This is a genomic window from Janthinobacterium sp. JC611, assembly GCF_018682595.1.
GTDB lineage: Bacteria > Pseudomonadota > Gammaproteobacteria > Burkholderiales > Burkholderiaceae_D > Janthinobacterium.
Genome location: NZ_JAFLJN010000009.1, coordinates 66,661 through 81,680, shown reverse-complemented (window position 1 = coordinate 81,680; position 15,020 = coordinate 66,661). Strand labels below are relative to the sequence as shown.

The following is a 15,020-nucleotide window of genomic DNA, read 5'->3' as shown; positions in this document are numbered from 1 at the left end:
GGGCGCCATAGCCTAATTTAGCCGCGCGCCCCCCGCTGCGCTGGCGCCCGGGCCGCCGTTTGCGGCCCGCCGCGCATGGCAAACACCATGACGGCCGAGACCAGCGCCGGGATGGCGACGACGAGGAAAATGGTGCTGTTGGGCCAGTTCAGGCGGATCAGCTCGCCGCCGAGCACGGGGCCGATGATGGAGCCGATGCGGCCCACGCCCAGGCTCCAGCCGATGCCCGTCGAGCGCAGGGTGGTGGGATAGTAGCTGGCCGCCAGGGCGTTGACGGCCGGCTGGCCGCCCACCACGCAGAAACCGGCGATGAAGATCGTGATGAACAGGAAGGCCAGCGACACGTCCGGGCGGCCGATCAGGGCGATGGCCACGGCGGCGACCAGGAAGCAGGGCAGCAGGATGCGGCGGAAGCTGGAGCGGTCGATCAGCTGGCCCATGACGAGGGTGCCGATGGTGCCGCCCACTTGCAGGGCCGTGCCCGCCAGCACGGCATTGGCCGTCGACAGGCCCGCTTCCTTGGCGATGGTGGGCAGCCAGTTCGACAGGAAATACAAGTTCAGCAAGTTCATGAAGTTGATGACCCACAACAAAATCGTCATCTTCGCGCGGCCGCCCGTAAACAATTGCAGCACGGGCGCGCCCTTGTGTTCCTTCTCATGCACGACGTATTGCGTGTCGGCCGTGATGTGCACCGTCGGGTCGATGCGCTTGAGCCACTGGGCAACCTTGTCCAGCTGGCGTTTTTTCAGCACCAGGAATTGCATGGATTCCGGCAGCAGGAAGAACATCAATATGCCGATCACCAGCGGCACCACGCCGCCCACGTAAAACACGGATTGCCAGCCGAACGCGGGAATCAGCGCGGCGGACAACAAGCCGCCGAGCACGGCGCCCAGGGTAAAGCCGCAGGACACCAGCATCATCAAGGTGACTTTCTTGCGCAGCGGACTGTATTCGCCGGCCAGCGCCATGGCGTTCGGCATCACGGCGCCCAGGCCCAGCCCGGTGATAAAACGGATCAGCTGCAATTGTTCTATGGTCGTCGCCAGCGGCGTGACGAGCATGCACAGGGCAAAGAAGATGGTCGAGCCGATCAGCACGGGGCGGCGGCCGAACTTGTCGGCCGTGATGCTGAACACCAGCGAACCGACCAGCATGCCCAGCAAGCCCGCGCCGAAGACGGGACCCAGGTTGGCCTTGCTCACATGCCAGTCGGCGATGATGGCGGGCGCCACATAGCCCATCGCCTGCACGTCGAAGCCATCCATGATGACGCACAGCCCGCACAGGATCAGCATGCCGATCTGGAAGGAGCCGATCCGGTTGTTATTGATGAGATCGGGAATATCGATCGTCTTGCCTGCCGTGGACATGCTGCCGCTCCTGTTTTTATGGTGGTCGCGTCCTGCCGGCGAGGGCGGGGCGCGTGTTTGTCTCAGGCTTCATTACAATCGCTTTTGATTGATAATTCAAACGTTATTTTCGAATGGATTTATCAGGTTTCCTTTTGAATCTTCGGGTGGTCCTGGATGGCCGCCAGGATCACGTCCAGCGCCGGATGCATGATCTTGCGTTCGTTGGAAATGACGTAAAACTGTTCGCGCAGGGATGAGGCGTCACCGACCAGCACGGCGCCGAATTGCTCCTCGATGTCGGCCGCCAGGCTGGCGGACGCGAAAAACAGGCCCAGGCCCTTGCGGCCAAACGCGTTGAGCATGGCGTTGTCTTCGAATTCGCCGACCACGTCGGGGCGCACGCCTTGCTGCACCATCCATTCGTCGATGCGCCCGCGCAAGGCGTTATTGCGCGCGGGCAGCAGGAATGGCGCGCCGTGCAAGCTGTGCGGGAAATTCTCGCGGTACTGTCCCGCCAGCGCGGGAATGCCGAACAGCTTCATGGCGCTCTCGCCCCATAAATGGCTGGAGACGCGCAGGCTGGCGCCGGCCGGCACGGCGCGGTCCGTCAACACCAGGTCCAGCTTGTGCAGGGCCAGGTCGGCCAGCAAGGATTCGAATTCGTCTTCCAGGCACACGAGCTTGACGGGCTGGTCCAGGCTGCGCGTGGCGTCGAGCATGCGGTACGCCATCAGCTTGGGCAGCGAGTCGGAAATGCCCACCGTCAGGCGCATCTTTTCCGCGTCGGTGTCGGCCAGCGCATCCTGCATCTGCTCGCCCAGCAAAAAAATCTGGTCCGCGTAGCCGAGCGCCAGCCGGCCCGCCTCGGTCGGCACCAATCGCCGTCCCTGCGGCTGCAGCAATGACTTGCCCAGTTCCTTTTCCAGCAGGGCCAGCTGGGTGCTGATGGTTTGCACGGCCAGTCCCAGCCGTTCGGCCGCGCGCGTCACGCCGCCTTCCTTGGCGACTACCCAAAAGAAATACAAATGGCGGTAATTGAAGCCCGTGGTTTTCATCGCGACATCCTATCTTCTGTTTTTACGAAGTAATGCTTCCATTATCTTCTATTTTTAAATGTGTGACATGTCCCTATACTATGTTTCATTAAATCTAGATAACGGGGAACTATCGATGAAGCATTTCAGAGTGTCATTTCTAGTGACATTTATCTGCCTGGGCATTTCCGCCTGGTGGGGTTACACGCACGGTGGCGTGCAGACGATGCTGGCGGCGCTCGGTATCGCGGTGATCCTGGGCGTGATGGAAGTATCGCTGTCGTTCGACAACGCGGTGGTCAACGCCTCGGTGCTGAAGAACTGGGACAAGTTCTGGCAGGGCTTGTTCCTGGGCGTGGGCATCATCATCGCCGTGTTCGGCATGCGTCTGCTGTTCCCGCTGGTCATCGTGGCGCAAGCGGCGGACCTGGGCTTGATGGAGGTATGGAATCTGGCCCTGAGCAATCCGGAACAGTATTCGATGCACCTGACGAATCACCATGCGGAAGTGGCGGCCTTCGGCGGCATCTTCCTGCTGCTGGTTTTCCTGAACTTCCTTCTGGACGCGGAAAAGGAAACGCACTGGCTGGGCCGTATTGAAGAAAAACTGGGCGCGCTGGGCAAGATATCGTCGATTTCCGTGATGATCGCGCTGGGCACCTTGATGGCCAGCCTGTCGATGATAGAAGAAGGCCAGAAGCTGGTGGTCTTGACGGCCGGCCTGTGGGGCATCCTGACCTACGTGGGCGTCGACGTGATCAGTGGCTTGCTGGAAGGCGATAACGGCGACGGCAACGTCGGCGACATCGTCAAGCGCGGCGGTATTGGCGGCTTCCTGTACCTGGAAGTGCTCGACGCCTCGTTCAGCTTTGACGGCGTGATCGGCGCGTTTGCCATCACCAAGGATGTCGTGATCATCATGCTGGGCCTGGCTATCGGCGCGATGTTCGTGCGCTCGATGACGGTGTTCCTGGTGCGCAAGGGCACGCTCGACGAGTTCGTTTATCTGGAGCATGGCGCGCACTATGCGATCGGTATCCTGGCCGTGATCATGTTGGTCAGCATGAAGTTCCACATTCCCGAGATCTTCACGGGTCTGATCGGCGTGGCCTTCATTCTCGCCTCGCTGTGGTCGTCGATCCGCTACAAGCGCAGGATGGCCCTCGAAGAAGACAAGACGGCAGCGCTGGAAGCGGTCAAGGCGGTGTAAAGAATGCGCGGCAAACGACTACACCCGTTTGTCGGCAAGTTGTAGCAAGCGTCGCCGCCGGCCTGGGGAGTCAGGCCGGTGGAGGACGCCAGGTGTTTGGTCATACACAACCCATATTAGGAGAAATACATCATGGCAATCAGTCTGCAAAAAGGCGGCAACGTCAACCTGAGCAAGGAAGCCCCCGGCATTTCGAAAATGATCATCGGCCTGGGCTGGGATGCCCGCGCCACCGATGGCGCCGCGTTCGACATCGACGGTTCCGTGTTCCTGCTGAAGGCCGACGGCAAGGTACGCGCCGACGTCGACATGATCTTCTACAACAACCTGAAGTCGAGCGACGGTTCCGTCACCCACTCGGGCGACAACACCACCGGCGCCGGCGATGGCGACGATGAAACCGTCGTCGTTGACCTGGCCACGGTGCCGGCCGACATCGACAAGATCGCCGTCTGCGTGACGATCCACGATGCCGAAGCGCGCAAGCAAAACTTTGGTATGGTGTCGAAGGCGTACGTGCGTTGCGTGAATGCCAATGGCAACACGGAAATCGCCCGTTTCGACCTGTCGGAAGACGGTTCGGCGGAAACGGCCATGGTCTTCGGCGAAATCTACCGCAACGGCGGCGATTGGAAATTCAAGGCCATCGGCCAGGGTTACAAGGGCGGTTTAGGCCCATTAGCCGCTTCTTTTGGTGTAGGTGTATAAGATTTTGATTTAAAAGTCGCAACGCCTGACAAAACCGACGCGCAGTAGGTTTGGTCAGGTGTTCTGTGGAGGAACAGGTATGCCAGTGTTTACTATTACCGGGGATGTCGATCCGTTCCTGCATGTGTCGCTTGCCAGGGGCGAGAAGATTTATTGCGAATCCAACGCGATGGTGATGATGGAAACCAATCTTGAGCTGAAAGGCAAGATGACTGGCGGCATAGGCGCCGCGCTGATGCGCACCTTTGCCAACGGGGAATCGTTCTTTCAGCAGCATATCGAGGCCATGCGGGGTGACGGCGATTGTCTGTTGTCGCCCACCTTGCCGGGCGCGATGCGGGTGCTTGACGTGGGCAATGAGGTAGGTGCCCAGCAATACATGATCAGCGACGGCGCCTTCGTGGCGGCCACAGCTGGCGTGGAATTGAAGGTGCGCACGCAAAGCCTTGGCAATGCGCTGTTTGCCCAGAGCGGTGGTTTTTTCATCACCGAGACGGCAGGCAGCGGCCAGTTGGCGGTGTCCGGTTTTGGCGCGATGTCGATACTGGAAGTGACGCCTGGCAAGGACGTGGTGATCGATAACTCGCACGTCGTGTGCTGGGACAACCGCCTGCAATACGAGATTTCCATGACGACCGGCAGCAGCGGCGGCTTTCTGGGGAACCTGATCAATAGCCAGACCAGCGGCGAGGGCATGGTGCTGAAGTTTTCAGGCACGGGAAAAATCCTCGTGTGCTCGCGCAACCGCGCGGCCTTCCTCGCCTGGACCCAAAGCAAGCCGGCGTAATTAACATTTGATATCACCAAGCAAACAGGAGCTATGCGTATGTCTGTCAATTTGAGCAAGGGCCAGAAGATTTCTCTGGACAAAGAAGCTGGTACCACCCTGACCCGTATCACCATGGGCCTGGGCTGGGATGCGGCCAAGACCAAGGGTTTCCTCGGTTTCGGTTCGAAGACGGAAGCCGTCGACCTGGACGCCTCGTGCGTCATGTTCGATGACAACAAGAGCACGTCCGACATCGTCTGGTTCCGCCAGCTGAAAAGCAAGGACGGCAGCATCGTTCACACGGGCGACAACCGCACGGGCGCGGGCGATGGCGACGACGAACAGATCAATGTCGATCTGTCGAAAGTGCCGGCGCACGTGAAAAGCCTGGTCTTCACCGTCAACAGCTTTACTGGCCAGAACTTCTCGCAGGTGGAAAACGCCTATTGCCGCATCTTGAATGCCAGCAATAACCAGGAAGTCGCGCGTTTCAACCTGTCTGTGCAAGGTTCCCACACGGCACAGATCATGGCCAAGCTGTACCGCCATAACGGCGAATGGAAGATGCACGCCATCGGAGAAAACGGCAACGGTCGCACCTTTGACGACCTGATGCCCCAGATCTCCGTGCATCTATAAGGAGCAGTACGCAGCGGGCGGGGGACGGACCGGATACCGGCCCTTGTCCGCTGCTCTATATTGAAGGAGAGTATGTCGTGATGCGATTGCTGATAGCCTTGCTACTTCCGTGTCTCACGTTTTTCATGCTGGGGCGCCCGCTGGCCGGTGCCGCCGCCTTGATTTTGCAGTGCACTGTGATCGGCTGGGCGCCGGCGGCCCTGTGGGCCCTGTACACGGTGAACCAGCATAAGACGGAGCAGGAACTGGAAGGTGCGTTAAGCCGCAGCTACATGCGCAGGCGTAGTCGGTTGATCTAGATCAGCCGGGCGCTTGGAATCCTTGCGCTAAAGCCCGCACGAGCGATCGTGCGGGCTTTTTTGTGCGCGCTCACTTCTTGCAGCGTATCGGCACGTTCACGGAATTGCCGTCCGAACTCAGGTTGCGGTACTGCAAATCTTCACTTTCGATGGCGAAGCGGGGCACGGCGTGCACGTAGCGCTGCTTGCAGACGGTGTCGTCATTGATCAGCTTGCCCGCCAGCATGTAGTCGCACAGGGCGAAGCGCGATTCCTCGTCGTCGAGGATCAGCACGCGCGCCGCGCTGTACAGGGCCGATTGCAGCACGTCCGGGCTGCAGTTTTCCGGCCCCGTCAGCTTCAGATGGGTTTTCGTTTGCGTGGCCAGGCGCTGCAGCTTGACGAGGGCGGCGCGTTCTTCCTTGCGCGCACCGTCGACATGCGCATCGCCGCTGGCCAGGCGCAGCGCCAGCGAGGCGATCTGGTCGATGGAAATATGCCAGGCAAAGCCTTCGAGCCGCGTGCGGATCTGGCCCGGCAAGGGATCGGCCGCATCGACTTCCCAGCGGTACTGGCCCAGGTGGGGGCGGCACAGCACGGGGATGGCAAAGGCCGAGGTGCGCTTGCCCTTTACGAATTTCTGGCTCAGGTCGCCAAAATTTTCATGCGTGATGGTATCGAAGCGGGCTTGTCCAAAGCCCATCTTGACGAGGTTTTCCTTGCGCTGGCGCGAAAACAGGGCGTCGACGGCGTCGTAGATATTCTTGTTGAAGATGCGGTCCAGCGGCTGGCGCTCATCCGACATCTTTTCAAACACGGCGCTGGAATTGGGCGCGTTGGCATCGATGGAAATGAGGATGAAGGGCTTGCTGTTCAGGCGCGGCGGCACGACGGCCATGTCGTTGCCATACAGTTGCGTCAGGGCCACGTCCCACAGGGTTTCCACGCCCAGGTTGTCGGCCGCGCCGCCATCGAACAGGTGTACGTAGGACGGCGATTCGCGCGACTCGGAACCCAGTTCTGGCACGAAACTGTTTTTCGGGCGGAAACGCTCGAAGGTGACGGAATCGAACACGCCGGGAAAGGCGGCCGAGGTGGCCACGGCCGTGGCCAGGCGGATATCCTGGATCGGCGAATGCAGGGTGCCGTAAAAATATTCATAAGAAAACACTACGCGCTTGCCGCCATCGGTGGCGTCCGTCGCGTTGGCCAGGAAGATGGGGCCGTCGTGCGGCAAGTCCTGGTAGGTTTTCTTGTCGTACAGCACATCGTCGAAGACGTCGGACAGGAACGACGTGCGGGTCTTGTTCGTCAACAACATCGTCGTCAGGTTGGCCGGTTTCAAGATGGTCTGGCCAAAGAAATCCGTTTTCAGCTTGCTGCGCAGCAAGGGCCAATCCGTCTGCCTGCCATGCAGCGCGTAGTAGCCGCCCGCGATGGCGCCGCCCGAGACGCCGGAGATGGCCGAGGCGCCGCTGACGAGGCCGAACTGCTCCAGCTGCTCCAGCGAGGCGGCCGAGAAATTGGCCGCGCGGCTGCCCCCGCCGGACAGGGCGATGCCGATGAAATGGTCGTTGGGCATGGGATTCTGGATGCGCGCCTTGGGCGCGTCGATGCGCAGGCGCGGGGTTTCCTGCACGGTAAACGTGCGGTTTTCAACGCCGCTGTTGGGGCGCAGGGCGAGTACCGTGCAGCCGCTCAGCAGCGCTGCGAGGATAAATGGGGCGAACAAACGTGGATGCATGCGTGATCTGTGCGTAGTCATTGGTTGGGATACGGACGGAAACGTGTGCGATTCTAGCAAACCCGGCAATAATCACCTATTCAGCTGATAAGCGGGCAGGGCAGCGTTGCTGCGCGCCGCCGCGCGCACAGGCATGGCCCGCGCGCCAGCACGCCCAGTGCCAGCGGCCACAAGCCATCGTCATTGATCTGCATCAATGGTGGAGCGTCCGCTGGCAACAGGGCCGCATGGCCGATGCCGAACGGCGCTGCCAGAGCGCCTCTTGGCGGCGTAACTTAATGCCGCAGCATCACGCCGATGGCGATGCAGGCCATGATCGCCAGGCTCATGGCGAGGCTGTAGGCGGTCATCAATAACAGCCAGCGGCAGACGGTAGCAAGTTTGCCGCACGGATACACGCGCCACATGGCCCAGGGCAGATAGGTCAGCAGCCATGCGCCGAGCACGAGGCGGACCAGGTCGACGGGGATCAGGAGCATGAGCGCCATCGTGATGAAGGCGAAGGCATTCGTATGCAGGGCGAACAGGAAATGCTCGCCATAGCGCCGTCCGCTGCCCAGGTAGAGGATTTTCAGGAACAGGGCGAACAGCGGCATCAGGCAAAACATGGCGTACGGCGCGTAATGGAAAAAGCTGTCCACCACGAGTTTTTGTTTCTCGGCCGTGGGCAGTTGCGTAAAGTCTTGCCATTGGCGCGGCAGGGTGGGCGTCTGGCCCAACATGCTGACCTGCATGGTCGACGTCTGGTTTTCAGGAGTTGGACGGGGTGCATGGGCGCTCACCTGGGCTTGCTGGTCGTGGACGGTGAGGAACACGTCGGAGCTGCTGAACTTGAGGATGGCAAAGAACAGGATGCTGAAAGTCAGGTAGACGCGCAGCGGCTCGACGTAGCGCACGCGGCGTCCCGCGAGGTATTCATTGCTCAGTGCGCCAGGGCGGAACAGCAGCAGGGCCAAGGTACGCCAGAGTTTGCCTTCGAGCGCCACATAATGGGCGACAAATTCATGCAGGAATTCGCGCGCGCTGGGCATGTGCAGGGCCGTTGTCTGGCCACAGGCGCTGCAGAAGTTGCCTGGCGCATCGGTATGGCAGTTATGGCAGGTGCTGGCGGGACGCGTGCTGGATGACACTGTTTTCAAGATGGATTCTTTCCATGGCCGAAAGGTAAAGATGATCGCTCAAGGGCGCAGCATATGATGAATGAAAACAATGATAAAAGCGCACTTTTTTCGCGTTCTAGTTGCTTCCGAGATACAAAATCCTGCGCCGTTCAGGCGCCACGGAAGGCCGCCAGCAGGCGTTGTTCACCGGCTGGCGTGAGGCGCAGGGCGCGGCTGTCGAGTTCGCGCTCGGCCCAGCGCTGGCGCAGGGCCAGCTGCAGCAGGGCGGCCTCCAGCGCGCCGCCCAGGTGGGCGCGCCGTTCGCTCCAGTCCAGGCAGGCACAGGCGAAGCGGCGGCGCTGCCGCCGCAATGGCGGCACGTCGATGCCCAGGGCCGCCATGCCGGCCGCGCCCGCTTCCGACAGCCGGTAATCGTCACCATCGTCCAGCAGCCAGCCTTGCGCGCGCAATTGGTCGTGCAGCGTGACGGCGACGCTGCCGGCCATGTGGTCGTAGCAGGTGCGCGCATGGCGCAGGCGGTCCGGCGTGGTGGGCGTAAATGGCGTCGCCGCCACGCCGGCCACCACCAGCAGCGCTTCGAGGGCCTGGCCAACTTCCGCGCTGGCCAGGCGGTAATAGCGGTGCTTGCCCTGCGCCAGCATCGACAGCAAGCCATCCTCGCGCAAACGGCTCAAATGGGCGCTGGCCGTCGAGGCGCCTACCTCGGCCAGCGCCGCCAGTTCCGTGGCCGTGCGCGCATGGCCATCGAGCAGGCTGCACAGCATGCGCGCGCGGGCCGGTTCGGCGATGGCGCCGGCCAGTTGCGCCAGGCCCATGTCGGCCGAGGGAACTTTGTCATCCATGATTCGTCCGTGGGCGAAGTGTTGTGGTGGAAGGGGCAGCATACTCGGCTCCCTTCATCACTGCAATGGAATGCGCATGCCGCTCGACTATCCCGCCGATCCTTTTTCAGCCGTCACCCACGCGGCGCCCTACGATTACTATCGCCGCCTGGCGGACGGTCCGCCGCTGCGATTCGATGCACAGCTCGATAGCTGGCTGGCGACGGGCGCGGCCGGCGTGCTGGCCGTGCTCGAGCATCCCGCTTGCCGCGTGCGACCACCGGGATTGGGCGTGCCGGACAACCTGGCGGGCACGCCATGCGGCGCGATTTTTGCCGAACTGGTGCGCATGAATGAGGGCGAACGGCATGCCGTGCCGAAACAGGTGCTGGCGCGCGCGCTGGGCCAGCTGGATCTGGCGCGCCTGCAGGAGCGGGTGCTGCAGATTGCCAGCGACCGCGTGCCTGGCAGCGCCGCGCAGTTGAACGAGGCGATTTTTGAGTTGCCCCTGTTCGCCATGGCGGAGGTGCTGGGCTTTGCGCCAGCGCAATGGCCGGCGCTGGCGGCCTGGACGCGCGCCTTTGTCGCCTGCCTGTCGCCGCTGAGCAATGCTGGCCAACTGGCCGGCGCACAGGTGGCGGCCGAGGCCCTGCTGCAAAGCTTTAGCCGTCTGCTACGCCAGGGCGAGGTGCGGCCCGGCAGCGTGCTGGCCACTATCGTGGCAGAGGCCGATGCCATGGGAGACGGCGTGCTGGCCAATCTCGTGGGTTTGCTGTCGCAGACCTGCGACGCCACCGCTGGCTTGCTGGGCAATGCCATCGTTGCCTTGCGCGCGCAGCCGCAGTTGTCCACGCGACTGCGTGCCGCGCCCGGGCTGTGGCCGGCCATGCTGCGCGAGGTCGGCGAGCGTGATCCCGCCATTCACAACACGCGCCGCTACACGGCGGATGCCGTGGATTTCGACGGCGTGCGCGTGCCGGCCGGACAGATGATCGTCGTCGTGCTGGCCAGCGCCGGCGATGCGGAGTTCGGCTTTGGCCATGGCCGCCACGTTTGTCCGGGCCAGGCCATCGCGCACGCCATCGCCACGGCCTGTTTGCAGGCGTGGGCCGCTGCGTTGGAAGAGCTGCCGCTGGCGTGGAATTATCTGCCGTCGCTGAACGCGCGCATCCCTGTTTTTCATACGGGAGAAATGGCATGATCGCCGTGATTTTCGAGGTGGCGGCAGCTGGAAGCGCACCGCGCGGCGCAGTCGGCCGGCCGGCAGGGCGTGTTCGACGACTACCGGCTGCGCATCGCCGCCGTCGTGCGCGATTACGGCATGCTGGAGCGGCAACAGGCGCCCGCCGACAGCCGCCGGTGCCACGATGCCTGACGTTTAGCGGGGCAGCGCGCCCTGCGTGATTTTCACCTTGACCCGGTAGGTGGGCTCGGCCGCGTTCAGGGCGGGCGGCGTGGCCGGGTCGACGTCGAGCAGGGTGAACGTCAGGTGGTTGACGGTGACGGAACTGGCGGCGCCGGGCATGGACTCGGACAGGACGATGTCGGTGGCGCCCGCGCTGTTGAGCAGACTGAAACTGTAGCTGACATAGCCTTTCCATACGCACACGGCGCCCTTGCGGCAGCGGCTGTCGTTGATGCGTTCGAGTTTCAGGGTGTCGGTGGCCGTGATGGCGACCTGTTCGCCCGGAGAGAGCACATGGGTGACGCTGCGCGGCGTGTTTTCCGCGTCGCCGGCGCTGCCGGCCGCGCCGCAGCCCGCCAGCACGGCCAGGCAGGCGAAGAACAGGGGAAGCAGCACGGTACGATAAGAGTGGGTCAGGTAAGGCATGTTTTTCCTTTCAGGTGGAGCGTCCCCGGCGTGGCGTCCACGCGTGGGATAAAATGATAGTAACAAAATGATATTTTTCGGGCGCACCATAGGCGCGCTGCGGGTGAATTGATGCGCCGGCCACGCGGCGCGCCGATTACTGCGTAGAATGGCTGTTTTGAAAATCAGGAAACAACCATGAAAAAAACCGACCTGGCCAAAAGCGATGCCAAGAAACTGATGGGAAAGATGCATGTTCCCGGCGCCGGTGCATTCGGTAAGGAAGCGGCGGTCGTCGACCGCCGCGAGCAGCGCAAGCGCGACCAGGCCCTGGGCCTGGTGCCGTTCGCTGTCAAGCTGAACAGCGATCTGGTGTTGCAATTGCAGACCCTGGCCAAGGAACGCGGCGCGGATCTGAATGCATTGGTCGCCGAAGTCCTCGTCAAGGGCCTGGCTGCAGCGTAACGGCTGACCATGTTTATCTGTTGATAAACATCAAAGTTCAAAACTAAAAGGCGCCTTGCGGCGCCTTTTTACTGCGGCTCTGGCTTGCGCTTACACGTAGGCGGCCAGGGCGCCCTTCATTTTTTTCAGCGCCGCCACTTCGATCTGGCGGATGCGCTCGGCCGATACGCCGAACTCTTCCGCCAGCGCGTGCAGGGTGGCGCCGGAACCGTCGTCGTTGGCCAGCCAGCGCGCTTCGATGATGCGGCGCGAACGGGCGTCCAGCTTGGACAGTGCCGTTTCCAGTCCTTCCGATTGCAGACGCGTCACTTGCTCCGCTTCCAGCACCTTGGTCGGCTCGCTTTGCTCCGACGACAGGTAGGCGATCGGCGAAAACTTGTCGTCTTCATCGTCGGTCGGCGATTCCAGCGCGATGTCGCGACCGCTCAAGCGCGTTTCCATCTCGATCACTTCTTCGCGCTTCACGTCGAGCAGCTTGGCCAGCGCATCGACTTGCTTCGGCGTCATCGCGTCCAGGCCCGTCTTGTGGCTGCGCAGGTTGAAGAACAGCTTGCGCTGCGCCTTCGTCGTCGCGACCTTGACCAGGCGCCAGTTTTTCAGGATGTACTCGTGCATCTCGGCTTTCACCCAGTGCATGGCGTACGACACCAGGCGCACGCCCTGGTCCGGATCGAAACGTTTCACGGCTTTCATCAAGCCGATATTGCCTTCCTGAATCAGGTCGGCGTGCGGCAGGCCATAGCCCAGGTAGCCGCGGGCAATCGAGACCACCAGGCGCAGGTGCGACAGCACCAGCTCTTGCGCGGCGGCCAGGTCATTTTTTTCACGCAGGCGCTTCGCCAGCGAGATTTCTTCGTCATGGGTCAACATGGGCAGGCGATTCACGGCCGAGATATAGGCGTCGATATTGCCCAGATTGCCAGTGAACCCGAGGCCCAGCGCATTACTTTTGGTCGGAACCAATGCGGACGTTGCGGACATCATAGTCATGTTTTCTCCCTCGTAGTCTTGCTTTGTTCCAGTTGGCCACGTCACGCGACGTGGTCCTCTTGTCTATTCGTTTTCAGTATTCGGTCTTGCACTTTGCAGATCGCGGCACCATCTTGATCTGGCATCCATGGCGGTTCTGCTCTTGGTATGTCCCTATATTAGCACTCTCCGCTTGAGAGTGCCAATCGGCACATTTAATCGTCCTGATAGCCTAAATGCTATGGCGATTTAATGCTTGATAAATGTATATGAACAGCGATTGGAGTGGCTCTGCAGGCCGCTTCACGACAACGTAGCCAGTCTACGGCCTCTGGCTGAAGCGAACCTTAAGAATACTTGCTTAATATCAAGATGACGGATGACGAGGCGCATGGCGGCGCCAGGAGCGCCGCCATGGAAGGGAATGGTCAGTTCAGGCGCGCCAGGTGGCGCTGCACGCAGAGGAAGGCGCCGATCAGGCCCAGGCCGGCGCTGACGGCCAGCAAGCCGGCCATCGGCAGCGGCGCCAGCGGCACCAGCTGGAATTCGGACGCGTACAGGCGGGCAAACTCGGCAATCGCCGTATTCAGCGGCTGCAAGGCCAGCGCCACGGCGCCCAGCGCCAGCGCACCGGCGCACAGGCCCAGCAGGGCGCCCGTGTAATAGAAGGGGCGGTGGATGAAAGTGTCGGTGGCGCCGATCAGCTTCGAGATGCTGATTTCATCGCGCTGCTGCATCACTTGCAGGCGGATGGTATTGAAGACGACGGCGATCACGGCCACGCCCAGGGTGATCGCCAGCAACAGCAGCACCAGGCGCAGCACGCCCAGCAGGGCCGCCAGGCGCTTGACCCAGGCCGAATCGACTTGCGCCGATTCCACGCCGGGCAAGTGGCGCAGCTGTTCCGCCACCGCGTCGACATCCTGTGCTTCGCTGGCGCTGCTGAAGGCGTCGAGTTTCAGCACATAGCTGTCGGGCAAGGGATTGTCGCCCAGGGTACTGAGCACGTCGGCCAGGCCGTTCTTGTTTTTCAGCGAGTCGAGCGCCTGTTCGCGCGGGATGAAGACGATCTTCGCCTTTTGCTGGCCCACGATCTTGCGCATGGCGCTGGCCAGGGCCACGGCTTGCTCGCGCGGCGTGTCGATCTTCAGGAAGACGCTGATTTCCGGGTCGACCGACATCTGTTCCGACATGGGACGCACGTTGTCGAGCATGGTCAAGCCGGCGAACGGCAGCGACAGGGCGATGGCGACGACGAGCACGTTCAATAGAAAACCGCCCGGCGACTTGCGCAAGTGAATCAGCGCCGAGCCGAGGGCGAAGCGGTGTTGACGGAACCAGCCTCTCATGCCTGTTCTCCCTGCGCGTCGTCCTGGTCGGGGGCGGGCGCGAAATCGGGATCGGGCGGGGCGAAGACGGGCGCCTGCGTGGCCTTGTCGATGGCCACCAGCTGGCCGTTCTTCAGGTGGATCACGCGGGCGGCGGCGTCGAGCATCTGTTCGTCATGGCTGGAAATGAGGCAGGTCACGCCCACGGAATGGAACGCTTTCAGGGCGTCGAGCACCTTGTTGGCGCTGGCGCGGTCCAGGTTTGCCGTCGGTTCGTCGGCCAGGATGATCTGCGGCCGGTTGACGATGGCGCGCGCGATCGATACGCGCTGCTGTTCGCCGCCCGACAGCGACAGCGGACGCGCCAGGGCGCGCTCCAGCAGGCCCACCTTGTCGAGCGCGGCGCGCGCGCGCTGTTCGGCGGCCGCCTTGTGGGCGCCGACGACGAGCAGCGGCAGCATGACGTTGGCCAGGATGGAGCGGTCGTTCAATAATTTCTGCTGCTGGAAGATCAGGCCCATGTTACGGCGCAAAAACGGCACGCCGGCCGGCTTGATCTTCGCCATGTCCTGGCCATTGACGATCAGCTTGCCCGACGTGGGGCGTTCCATGGCGGCGATCATTTTCAGCAGGGTGGATTTGCCGGCGCCGGACGGGCCGGCCAGGAACACCAGCTCGCCCTTGGCAATGCTCAGCGAAATGTCGCTGAGGGCCACGGCATCGGCGGAGTATTGCTTGGAGACGTGCTGAAATTCAATCATGTAGG

Annotated in this window: 16 protein-coding genes; 7 read left to right on the top strand and 9 right to left on the bottom strand. The window is 62.0% G+C overall.

Annotated elements, in window-relative coordinates:
• Window positions 1-17 precede the first annotated feature (17 nt).
• Both J0O65_RS07910 and nhaR read right to left on the bottom strand, forming a co-directional pair.
• On the bottom strand, window positions 18-1,376 hold the full coding sequence (locus tag J0O65_RS07910; RefSeq protein WP_215405685.1) for an MFS transporter: 1,359 nt from the start codon (window positions 1,374-1,376) through the stop codon (window positions 18-20).
• Window positions 1,377-1,498: 122 nt separating this feature from the next.
• Window positions 1,499-2,413, bottom strand: a complete 915-nt coding sequence (gene nhaR / locus J0O65_RS07905) for a transcriptional activator NhaR (RefSeq protein ID WP_215405682.1) — start codon at window positions 2,411-2,413, stop codon at window positions 1,499-1,501.
• A gap of 115 nt (window positions 2,414-2,528) precedes the next feature.
• On the opposite strand from nhaR, the gene J0O65_RS07900 reads away from it, so the two are divergent.
• The 5 genes from J0O65_RS07900 to J0O65_RS07880 all read left to right on the top strand — a co-directional run bounded on the left by J0O65_RS07900 (window position 2,529) and on the right by J0O65_RS07880 (window position 6,017).
• A complete protein-coding gene (locus tag J0O65_RS07900) occupies window positions 2,529-3,602 on the top strand; it encodes a DUF475 domain-containing protein (protein WP_215405680.1) in 1,074 nt (357 codons plus the stop codon).
• A gap of 132 nt (window positions 3,603-3,734) precedes the next feature.
• Complete coding sequence (locus J0O65_RS07895) at window positions 3,735-4,310, top strand: TerD family protein (RefSeq protein WP_131376285.1); 576 nt, start codon at window positions 3,735-3,737, stop codon at window positions 4,308-4,310.
• Window positions 4,311-4,389: 79 nt separating this feature from the next.
• Window positions 4,390-5,097, top strand: a complete 708-nt coding sequence (locus J0O65_RS07890) for a TIGR00266 family protein (RefSeq protein ID WP_215405678.1) — start codon at window positions 4,390-4,392, stop codon at window positions 5,095-5,097.
• A gap of 39 nt (window positions 5,098-5,136) precedes the next feature.
• Entirely contained in the window at window positions 5,137-5,718 is a 582-nt protein-coding gene (locus J0O65_RS07885; RefSeq protein ID WP_099665451.1) for a TerD family protein, read from the top strand.
• Between the two features lie 80 nt (window positions 5,719-5,798).
• Window positions 5,799-6,017 carry a hypothetical protein gene (locus J0O65_RS07880; protein WP_034784905.1) on the top strand — a complete coding sequence of 73 codons (219 nt, stop codon included), beginning with the start codon at window positions 5,799-5,801 and terminating at the stop codon, window positions 6,015-6,017.
• Window positions 6,018-6,087: 70 nt separating this feature from the next.
• Here the strand turns inward: J0O65_RS07880 and J0O65_RS07875 are convergent, their stop codons facing one another.
• The 3 genes from J0O65_RS07875 to J0O65_RS07865 all read right to left on the bottom strand — a co-directional run bounded on the left by J0O65_RS07875 (window position 6,088) and on the right by J0O65_RS07865 (window position 9,703).
• Window positions 6,088-7,740 (bottom strand): patatin-like phospholipase family protein, encoded by a 1,653-nt coding sequence (locus tag J0O65_RS07875; protein ID WP_215405676.1) that lies wholly within the window; start codon window positions 7,738-7,740, stop codon window positions 6,088-6,090.
• 275 nt (window positions 7,741-8,015) lie between these two features.
• Entirely contained in the window at window positions 8,016-8,870 is an 855-nt protein-coding gene (locus tag J0O65_RS07870; protein ID WP_353056169.1) for a DUF3667 domain-containing protein, read from the bottom strand.
• A 140-nt stretch (window positions 8,871-9,010) separates the two neighbouring features.
• Window positions 9,011-9,703 (bottom strand): ArsR/SmtB family transcription factor, encoded by a 693-nt coding sequence (locus tag J0O65_RS07865; RefSeq protein WP_215405674.1) that lies wholly within the window; start codon window positions 9,701-9,703, stop codon window positions 9,011-9,013.
• A 76-nt stretch (window positions 9,704-9,779) separates the two neighbouring features.
• Here J0O65_RS07865 and J0O65_RS07860 point away from each other — a divergent pair, with 76 nt between their 5' ends.
• Window positions 9,780-10,883 carry a cytochrome P450 family protein gene (locus J0O65_RS07860; RefSeq protein WP_215405672.1) on the top strand — a complete coding sequence of 368 codons (1,104 nt, stop codon included), beginning with the start codon at window positions 9,780-9,782 and terminating at the stop codon, window positions 10,881-10,883.
• Window positions 10,884-11,060: 177 nt separating this feature from the next.
• On the opposite strand, the gene J0O65_RS07850 is transcribed toward J0O65_RS07860, so the two are convergent.
• The gene (locus J0O65_RS07850) at window positions 11,061-11,513 is read right to left on the bottom strand and encodes a hypothetical protein (RefSeq protein ID WP_215405671.1); all 453 of its coding nucleotides are present in this window, start codon (window positions 11,511-11,513) and stop codon (window positions 11,061-11,063) included.
• 177 nt (window positions 11,514-11,690) lie between these two features.
• Between J0O65_RS07850 and J0O65_RS07845 the strand changes: the two genes are divergently transcribed.
• A complete protein-coding gene (locus tag J0O65_RS07845) occupies window positions 11,691-11,957 on the top strand; it encodes a hypothetical protein (RefSeq protein WP_215405669.1) in 267 nt (88 codons plus the stop codon).
• A 90-nt stretch (window positions 11,958-12,047) separates the two neighbouring features.
• On the opposite strand, the gene rpoH is transcribed toward J0O65_RS07845, so the two are convergent.
• The 3 genes from rpoH to J0O65_RS07830 form a co-directional block, all read right to left on the bottom strand.
• A complete protein-coding gene (rpoH, locus tag J0O65_RS07840; protein ID WP_502793549.1) occupies window positions 12,048-12,941 on the bottom strand; it encodes an RNA polymerase sigma factor RpoH in 894 nt (297 codons plus the stop codon).
• A 413-nt stretch (window positions 12,942-13,354) separates the two neighbouring features.
• Window positions 13,355-14,275, bottom strand: coding sequence for a permease-like cell division protein FtsX (gene ftsX / locus J0O65_RS07835; RefSeq protein ID WP_215405664.1), 921 nt, complete (start codon window positions 14,273-14,275; stop codon window positions 13,355-13,357).
• Window positions 14,272-15,015 (bottom strand): cell division ATP-binding protein FtsE, encoded by a 744-nt coding sequence (locus J0O65_RS07830; RefSeq protein ID WP_215405662.1) that lies wholly within the window; start codon window positions 15,013-15,015, stop codon window positions 14,272-14,274. Before J0O65_RS07830 ends, ftsX begins: the two co-directional genes overlap by 4 nt.
• Window positions 15,016-15,020 lie beyond the last annotated feature (5 nt).

Bases quoted from the DNA above. Each gene is read 5' to 3' on its own strand.
- J0O65_RS07910 (WP_215405685.1), bottom strand. From the start codon at position 1,376: ATGTCCACGGCAGGCAAGACGATCGATATTCCCGATCTCATCAATAAC.
- nhaR (WP_215405682.1), bottom strand. From the start codon at position 2,413: ATGAAAACCACGGGCTTCAATTACCGCCATTTGTATTTCTTTTGGGTA.
- J0O65_RS07900 (WP_215405680.1), top strand. From the start codon at position 2,529: ATGAAGCATTTCAGAGTGTCATTTCTAGTGACATTTATCTGCCTGGGC.
- J0O65_RS07895 (WP_131376285.1), top strand. From the start codon at position 3,735: ATGGCAATCAGTCTGCAAAAAGGCGGCAACGTCAACCTGAGCAAGGAA.
- J0O65_RS07890 (WP_215405678.1), top strand. From the start codon at position 4,390: ATGCCAGTGTTTACTATTACCGGGGATGTCGATCCGTTCCTGCATGTG.
- J0O65_RS07885 (WP_099665451.1), top strand. From the start codon at position 5,137: ATGTCTGTCAATTTGAGCAAGGGCCAGAAGATTTCTCTGGACAAAGAA.
- J0O65_RS07880 (WP_034784905.1), top strand. From the start codon at position 5,799: ATGCGATTGCTGATAGCCTTGCTACTTCCGTGTCTCACGTTTTTCATG.
- J0O65_RS07875 (WP_215405676.1), bottom strand. From the start codon at position 7,740: ATGCATCCACGTTTGTTCGCCCCATTTATCCTCGCAGCGCTGCTGAGC.
- J0O65_RS07865 (WP_215405674.1), bottom strand. From the start codon at position 9,703: ATGGATGACAAAGTTCCCTCGGCCGACATGGGCCTGGCGCAACTGGCC.
- J0O65_RS07860 (WP_215405672.1), top strand. From the start codon at position 9,780: ATGCCGCTCGACTATCCCGCCGATCCTTTTTCAGCCGTCACCCACGCG.
- J0O65_RS07850 (WP_215405671.1), bottom strand. From the start codon at position 11,513: ATGCCTTACCTGACCCACTCTTATCGTACCGTGCTGCTTCCCCTGTTC.
- J0O65_RS07845 (WP_215405669.1), top strand. From the start codon at position 11,691: ATGAAAAAAACCGACCTGGCCAAAAGCGATGCCAAGAAACTGATGGGA.
- rpoH (WP_502793549.1), bottom strand. From the start codon at position 12,941: ATGATGTCCGCAACGTCCGCATTGGTTCCGACCAAAAGTAATGCGCTG.
- ftsX (WP_215405664.1), bottom strand. From the start codon at position 14,275: ATGAGAGGCTGGTTCCGTCAACACCGCTTCGCCCTCGGCTCGGCGCTG.
- J0O65_RS07830 (WP_215405662.1), bottom strand. From the start codon at position 15,015: ATGATTGAATTTCAGCACGTCTCCAAGCAATACTCCGCCGATGCCGTG.